4 protein-coding genes are annotated in these 8,860 nt (G+C 47.2%); all 4 read left to right on the forward strand.

Going from position 1 to position 8,860, the window contains the following annotated elements; genetic code table 11:
- Positions 1 to 416 precede the first annotated feature (416 nt).
- Genes V7051_RS23815 through V7051_RS23830 form a run of 4 tightly spaced genes read left to right on the forward strand, consistent with a single transcriptional unit; the run spans position 417 to position 8,802 of the window.
- A complete protein-coding gene (locus tag V7051_RS23815) occupies positions 417 to 2,453 on the forward strand; it encodes a TonB-dependent receptor plug domain-containing protein (protein WP_333879257.1) in 2,037 nt (678 codons plus the stop codon).
- A gap of 3 nt (positions 2,454 to 2,456) precedes the next feature.
- Entirely contained in the window at positions 2,457 to 2,996 is a 540-nt protein-coding gene (locus tag V7051_RS23820; RefSeq protein WP_333879258.1) for a YfiR family protein, read from the forward strand.
- Between the two features lie 2 nt (positions 2,997 to 2,998).
- The gene (locus V7051_RS23825; protein ID WP_333879259.1) at positions 2,999 to 6,661 is read left to right on the forward strand and encodes a response regulator; all 3,663 of its coding nucleotides are present in this window, start codon (positions 2,999 to 3,001) and stop codon (positions 6,659 to 6,661) included.
- On the forward strand, positions 6,658 to 8,802 hold the full coding sequence (locus V7051_RS23830) for a putative bifunctional diguanylate cyclase/phosphodiesterase (protein ID WP_333879260.1): 2,145 nt from the start codon (positions 6,658 to 6,660) through the stop codon (positions 8,800 to 8,802). Before V7051_RS23825 ends, V7051_RS23830 begins: the two co-directional genes overlap by 4 nt.
- The last annotated feature ends 58 nt before the right edge of the window (positions 8,803 to 8,860 follow it).

The following is an 8,860-nucleotide window of genomic DNA, read 5'->3' on the forward strand; positions in this document are numbered from 1 at the left end:
TTGTCAAACTTTGTGAGTCCCCCAGCAGAGCTGGGGGTTTACCTTTGATTAATTAAATAACCTTAGCTCATGAAAGGCACCGTCTTGATAAAAAAAATAAGTCACAAGACATTTACCGAACAACATGACAGACTTAGACAAGTTGACCAGTCCCACCGTGCGATTAAACAAAGATTCTACATCAACCATTTTCACCTTTCCGGCAAGGTTACAATAAAATATCACTTCTTTACCGCGATTCGCGACTTCAACCAGCAACAACTCGGTGCTAGAGCATTAATAATCGCTATAGCTTACAGAGCAACTAGTCCAATAATTCTATCGCTTTGTTTATGGATGCCTTTATGTCGGGCATGGCAAACACAATTCAGAATATCAGCCAGTCGTCAATGCGCGACCTAATACCTTAAGCTCATATGATTAATAATAAAAAAGCTGTTATTAGTTATTACCTATCGGTGATTATTTTATGTTTCAGCCCTCGAGCCAGTTCTGAAGAGCAAAACGAGGCGCTCAACCTGAGTGTAGAAGACTTGCTCAATGTTGAAGTTACCTCTGTTGCAAAAAAAGCCCAATCCCTTAATGATGCTCCGGCAGCGGCGTTTGTGATTACCAACGATGACATAAAACGCTCCGGCGCTACCAGTATTCCCGATGCGTTACGCCTTGCGCCAGGTCTGGATGTAGCTAAAATTGATGCAAATAAATGGGCGGTCAGCTCCCGAGGCTTCAACAGCCGCTTTGCCAATAAGTTACTGGTCCTGATCGACGGCCGTAGCGCCTATACCCGCTCCTTTTCCGGTGTGTACTGGGAAAACCAGGATGTGATGATGGAAGACATAGACCGCATCGAAGTCATCCGCGGCCCTGGCGCTACCTTGTGGGGCGCTAATGCGGTGAATGGGGTAATCAACATCATTACCAAGCATTCATCCCAAACTCAGGGCGTTTCATTGAATGCCGGTGGCGGCACTAAGGAACAAGACTTTGGTTCATTTCGCTACGGTACAAAACTGGGTGAGGAAACCACCGCAAGAGCTTACGTTAAAGGTTTTAATCGTGACGAAAACACACATTTAACTGGCGGCGGAGCCGGCGATAACTGGAATAAAGTACAAGGCGGCTTTCGTCTGGATTCGAAATTAAATCCCAAGGATGCACTGACATTTCAAGGTGATATTTATCAAACCCAAATCAATCAGTCTTCTTACTATCCGCAAATTGCCCCGCCTTTCCTGGCCAATGTAAATGACTACAACCCCTCCTCCGGCGGTAATTTACTGAGCCGATTGCAACATACTTTTTCACCGACATCGGATTACTCACTGCAATTTTATTACGATACCTATACTCGTCATGAGGGGCCATGGGATGATAGCCGCGATACCCTGGACCTTGATTTTCAACATCGTTTCGCATTGCTGGACCAGCATGAGATCGTCTGGGGACTGGGTTACCGTTTTGGCCATGACCATATCGCGGGTAATAATATCCAAAATGGTCCGACAATTTTCAAAATCAACCCGGCCAGCGTCAATGACCAAGTGGTCAGCAGCTTTATCCAGGATGAGCTGACGCTGATCGACAACACGCTCTGGCTGACAGTCGGTTCCAAATTTGAGCATAATGATTACAGTGGCTTCGAAGGCCAACCCTCAGCCAGAATTATGTGGGCGCCCCACAATCAACACCGGCTCTGGGCCGGCGTCTCAAGAGCGGTTCGTACGCCATCGCGAGTAGAGCAGGATTTCAACTTGCTGAGTAATATTGTACCGCCACAGGCTTTGCCTTTCCCTCCTTTCGGCACACCACCCGTTGCAATAACGATTCAAGGCAATCCCGGCTACCGTTCCGAGGAAGTCATTACTTATGAAGCGGGTTATAGAACGACTTTTACCAAATCGGTTTCTTTGGATGTAACCGGGTTTTACAATGATTATCGTGACCTGCGCTATCCGCTTGCAGGCACACCGTTTTTCGATGGTACATCCCTGGTACTGCCCCTGGTTTTTACCAACAAACTGCAAGGTAAGACCTACGGCGTCGAAATTGCTACTGTCTGGCAAATGCTGGACTGGTGGCGCTGGGATATCAATTACAGCTGGCTGCATACACAATTAGACGACAGTATCGGCAACCCACAAACCCCTATCAGTCCAAATCAACGGACTTCATTGCGAGGCTCACTTTCGCCCTGGCGGGATATTGATTTGGATTTCTGGTTACGTTATGTCGACACCAATTTCACAGTGGGCGCTCTTCCCAATACCACTATCAAAGCCTATGTTACACTTGATCTGCGCGCCGCCTGGCGGCCTTATAAACATATAGAATTATCGTTGGTAGGCCAAAACCTGCTGGCGCAACAACACCTGGAATATATAGCGGAAAACCAAGTCTTGCCGACTGCCATCGACCGTGGCATGTACGGCAAAATAAGTTGGAATTTTTGACATATGAACAAACGAGGCAGAAAATTTCTGCCGTTGTTGTTGGGCCTGAGTTTATTACTTAACATTAACCTGCCAACGCTTGCCCAGTCACTCGAAGAACAGACCGTTCTGGCAGCCTTAACGCTGAATATTGTGCGTTTTACTACCTGGCCGGACAATGCTTCAATAAAAGATACGATTGATCTTTGTGTGGTAGGCGATAACGTAGTGCAGCAATCCTTTGTCGGTATTGACTATAAATCGGTAGGCAATAAAACGCTACGGGTGACTAATCTAACTCGCTTACGTAATTTTGAACAGTGCCATGTGCTTTATATCAGCGACTTAAAACAAAATATTTTGCTGCAAGTGTTTGTAGAAATAAAAAAACTTCCGCTACTGACCATCGGCGAAGGCTATGATTTTGCCGTGCAAGGTGGCATGGTCGGTCTGGAAAATGTGGATGGTAAAATCACCTTACATGTAAACTTGCCTGTGGCGCGCGAATCGAATTTGAATATCAGCGCAAGATTGTTAAAGCTAGCCAAAATAATCGGTAATTAAAAATGACTATGAAATGGTTTAGTAACGCTCCGATACGGGTCAAATTAATTTCGATTATGACTTTAACGGCCATGCTGGCTCTACTTCTGGCAACGGCTGCCGTGGTAGTCAACGAATATTTCACCAAAAAGAGCGACACCGAAAAACAACTGCTGTTAATCGCGGATTTTATTGCCTGGAACGGTTCCGTATCATTGGCTTTTAATGAAGTCAAAAGCGCCCAGGAAATGCTGAACGGCATGAAGAGCCAACCGAGTTTGCTTTATGCCCATTTGTACGACAATGACGGTAATATTTTTGCAGCTTACCAATCACCTAAAAAGTCGATAACAAACTGGACCAGCGAGACTATCAAAACGTTGATCACTGTCTCGCAAAGTAGCACGCAACCGCAGAATTCGATTCAATTCCTGCGTACACAGATTACCACCTGGTTTAGCCGATTGTTCAAAGCGGACGCTCAAAATGCTCCGTTACCGCTTTATAAACAAGTCATCACTTATGATTCAGACGATGTCCTACATCTATTCAGGCCCGTTTTTCTGGAAGGTGAATTGCAAGGTATTTTGCATTTGGCCGATGACCAAAGCGGACTACATGCGTTGCTCAATAGATTTTATTTAATCATTAGTTTGGTTGTTGTCTTTACCGGTCTATCCATTATCTTTATCTCTACCAAATTACAGAGGGTTTTTCTGGCGCCGCTGTTAGAACTGATGCAAGCCATGCAAACGGTAGCCCATGAGAAAAACTTTACCCGGCGCCTCACTCGAATCAACACCGATGAATTTGGCGAAATGGCCTCTGTTTACAACACTATGCTGAATGAAATCCAGCAACGCGACGAGCAACTGGAGCTGCATCGGGCGCATCTGGAACAACAGGTAATCGCCCGAACCCAGGAATTATCGGAAAAAAACCAAAGTCTTGAAACAGCCATTCAGGATGCGCTCACAGCAAAAGAACAGGCCGAGGCCGCCAATAAAGCCAAGTCGCAATTTTTGGCCAACATGAGTCATGAAATTCGCACGCCGATGAATGGCGTATTGGGCATGACTGAACTGTTGCTGGGAACGGAACTCAAACCATTGCAGCAGAAATATACAGAGCTCGTGTATCGCTCCGCAGACTCGTTGCTTTCCATTATCAATGACATCCTCGACTTTTCCAAGATTGAGGCGGGTAAGATGGAGCTGGAAATGCTGGATTTCCACTTGAGAAATCTAGTGGAACAAACGACCTCGTTATTCCAGAAACCGACCCACGATAAAGGTATTGCTCTGGAATACGAAATAGATAGCGCTGTTCCGCTGGAAATAAGAGGCGACCCCAATCGCTTGCGTCAGATTCTGACCAATCTGCTTGCCAATGCGATCAAATTTACTAATAAAGGTAAAGTTCAACTCCTGGTCAGCCTCGATCCTGACAACATTGCCTGTCAACAGGAAATCGCATTGTGTTTTTATATACGCGATACCGGCATTGGAATATCGCCAGAGACAATGTCACAGTTATTCAAACCTTTCAGCCAGGCGGATGGGTCGACTACGCGCAAATATGGCGGCACGGGCTTGGGACTTATCATCAGCAAGGATCTGGCCGTGTTGATGGGCGGGGATATCGCGGTGAGCAGCACGCTCGGTGCGGGCTCTGAATTCCGGCTCAAAATATGTTTACAACCGGCACTGGCACCCGTGCCGTTTCCACCTCTGCACTCTGAGCTGCAAGGTAAGCAGGTGCTCATTGTTGACGATAATCCCGGTAACGCCATCCTTCTCAAAGGACATACACTTGAATTCGGCATGATACCTCACTTGGCAGAAAATGGTGCGCATGCCCTGGAGCTTCTGGATCAGAATGCACAACAAAGACAATTTTTTGACCTAGCACTTATAGACATGAAGCTGCCCGATCTATCCGGTATAGAGATGACAAATCGGATCCGCGACGATAAACGTTTTGACGCCATGCGTGTGGTTATTCTGACTTCCAGTACGTTTGAAAGCGAACAGGTCAGCATATGCGAGAGCGACTGCGATCTGTATCTATTGAAACCAGTACACAAAAGAGTGCTGCATGATGCTCTGCTGAACCTGTTTGCGGCCAAAACCGACAGTGTCGTAAACACAGAATTACTGGGCCTGCATATTTTAATGGCGGAAGATAATAGAGTGAATCAGGAAGTCGGACGAGCAGTGCTAAAAAAGCTGGGTTGCACGGTTGTGATAGCTAATAACGGCTTGGAAGCACTGGAACTTTGGCGACGTGGAGGTATGGACCTGATCTTGATGGACTGTATGATGCCGGACATGGATGGTTACGAGAGCACAAAACATATCCGGGAAGAAGAAGCCAAGCGAGGCCGTAAACATATTCCAATCGTCGCACTGACCGCTAATGCGCTTGAGGGCGACAAAGAGCGTTGCCTGGCTACGGGCATGGACGACTATCTGCCCAAGCCATTCCGGATTGAGACACTACGCGCAATGCTCAAACAGCATACTGGGATGCCAGGCATTAGCCTTGCAAAGTTACCGCCTGCCCTCGATACCTACGTGAATCCGGAGCCTTTGGCGATATTGCGCAATATAGGAGGAACAGCCCTGGTGCAAAAAGTATTAAGGCTATTTCTTACCAGCGCGCCGTTACAGCTGGGAAAAATAAAAACAGGTTTGCTTGGCGGCGATATAGAGGCAGTACGCCATGCCGCCCACAGCCTGAAGTCTGCCGCTGCCGATGTCGGCGCGACTCAACTTTCCGAACTAGCCCGCGCCATCGAAAACGCTGCTCGGGAAGGATTACTTACCACGGATGCGGCATACCTAACTGCGATGGAGCGGGCCTACGATGAATCTGTAAAAATCTTGCAACAAGAAATTGGCGCCGACATAACCCATACAATGCAAGAGCAACGCCCTTTGATTTTGGCGATTGACGACGATGACATGATTCGCCTGATGCTTAAGGACATTCTATCGTGCGAAGGTTTCGAAGTATTGGGTGCGGCTAGCGGTCAGACCGGCCTGGAGATGTTCAGGGAACACCATCCGCATCTGGTTCTGCTTGATGTAATGATGCCGGACATGGATGGCTACCAGAGCACAAAACATATCAGGGAGGAAGAGATAAGACTTGGATGGAATCATACGCCAATCGTCGCACTGACCGGTAACGCGCTTGAAGGTGATAAGGATCATTGCCTGGCTATGGGTATGGACAATTATTTGCCCAAACCTTTCCGGATTGAAGCGCTACGGGCAATACTCAAGCAATATACAGGGAGGCCGAACATTAACATTTCAAATCCACCAGCTATTTCAGATACCTACGTGAATCCGGAGCCGTTAGCCATGTTACGCAATATAGGAGGAACAACCCTGGTGCAGAAAGTATTAAAACTGTTTCTTTCCAACGCACCGTTACAGTTGGAAAAGATAAAAACAGGTTTACTTACCGGTGATATAGAGGCGATACGCCATGCCGCCCACAGCCTGAAGTCAGCCGCTGCAGACGTGGGTGCGATGCAGCTTTCCGAACTCGCCAACACCGTCGAAAACGCTGCTCGGGAAGGGTTATCCGAAACCAACCCTGAAGCACTGACCGTAATGGAACAGACCTACTGTGAATCTATAAAGATTTTGCAGCAAAAAATAGAATCGATATGACCAATACAATGCAAGAGCCACGCCCGCTTATTTTGACGATTGACGACGATGATATGGTTCGCCTGATGCTTGATGACATTTTATCGCGTGAAGGTTTTGAAGTATTGGGCGCGGCCGATGGTCAAGCCGGTCTGGAGCTGTTCAGGGAACACCATCCGGATCTGGTTCTGCTTGATATAATGATGCCGAAAATGGACGGTTTTATCTGTCTTGAGACTTTGCGCGCTCTTTCTTCCTCTCGCTTATTGCCCATTGTGATGCTGACTGGAGCCGACGATGTGGAATCGATCCACAACTCTTTCGGCTTGGGAGCAACGGATTTCATTACCAAACCGATATGTTGGGCCACTCTGCCTTATCGTTTGCGATACATGATGCGTGCCAGTGAGGCATTGGGAAACCTGGCGCATAGCGAAGCGACCTTATATCACGCCCAGAAAATCGCCCATTTAGGCAACTGGAATTGGGATGTCAATAATGATCGTATGACCTGTTCGAAAGAAGCATTAAATGTGTTGGGCGTTGCACCGGAAAGTTTTCATAGTCATCCGTTTGCCCTGTTCAAGACAGTTCATCCTTCCGATGTCCAGAGCCTGCGTCAGGCTCTGGATCGCTGCACACAGCAAGGCCGCGCATTCTCATTGGAAGCCCGATTGCTACATGCGGATGAAACAGTACATATAGTGCATATCCAGGGCGAGGCCGAGGTGCAACAAGGGCGGGTCGATAAACTCCACGGCACGGTGCAGGACATCACTGAACGGCGTAGAATCGAAGATCAAGTACACCATCTTTCCTACTTTGATCCACTAACCGATCTACCCAACCGCACTCTGTTTAAGGAAATCCTGAGGCAGGCTATCAATTATTGTGATCGTCATGAAGTTTTCCTGGTTGGGCTTTTTGTGAGCATAGACAGTTTCAAACGCATCAACGAAACACTGGGATCTACAATTGGAGACCGCCTTCTGCAAATGTTTACAGAACGTTTGATCGGCACACTGCGAGACAGCGATTACATGGCCGTTGCCAGGGATTTTGAACTGGATTTTGAAATCGGGGACATCAATATGGATATAACCGTTTCCCGCCTGGGTAACAGTGAGTTCAGTATCCTGCTGAATTATATTCAAGATACACGTGACAGCGCCAAAGTGGCTAATCGTATTTTCAAGGAGATGACGGCTCCGTTTGAAGTGGATGGTAATGAAATCTATCTGGCGGTAAATATCGGTATTGCCGTCTATCCAGAGGATGGGAAGGAAGTAGATGCCTTTATCAAGAACGGAGAATTTGCGATGAACCACGCACACGAGCTAGGACCGAACTCCCACCAGTTTTTCAGTAAATCTCTGAATGTTGCCGCATTTCGCAAACTCTCAATGGAAAGCAGCTTACACCATGCTATTGAGCGCAATGAACTTGTGCTGCACTATCAACCCAAGATTGATTTACGATGCAATCAGGTGGTGGGAATGGAAGCGCTGGTGCGTTGGCAACATCCGATATTCGGATTGGTGTCCCCTGCTCAATTTATTCCGATCGCTGAGACTTCCGGGCTGATTGGCCCAATTGGCCATTGGATTCTAGCCACAGCCTGTCGTCAACTGCGTGCATGGCAGCTTGAGGGCATGCCCTCTCTGATGATATCGGTGAATATTTCCGCTTTTCAACTTCGCCACAAGGAGTTTGTGCGGCACGTCCGCGATATATTGAATTCTACCGGGCTAGCGGCGGACAACCTCAAACTGGAACTAACAGAGAGCACCTTGATGGTAGATATTTCTGATGCCATGAACATACTCCAAGAGATTCGAGCGTTGGGTGTAGGAATTAGTATTGACGATTTTGGTACGGGTTATTCTTCCCTGTCGTATCTAAAAAAATTGCCCATTTCGGAGCTGAAAATCGATCACTCGCTTGTGAAAGATATTCCCCATAGTGAAGATGACAAGGCAGTTACCTCAGCCATCATAGCTCTTGCTAAAAGTTTATCCCTGGAGGTGGCCGCTGAAGGGGTGGAGAATGAACAGCAAGCTGCCTTTCTTTGCCGAAATGCATGTGACACAGTACAAGGATTCTACTATAGCAGACCGCTACCGTCGGATGAACTTGGTCAATTTATTCACGACTATAAATAACTGGTAACTGATGTTACGCAGTCCGTAACTTCTGCAATTCTTCATAAGCCATCTGGTT

The sequence above is a fragment of the Methylobacter sp. genome, from assembly GCF_036845245.1.
Lineage (GTDB): Bacteria > Pseudomonadota > Gammaproteobacteria > Methylococcales > Methylomonadaceae > Methylobacter_A.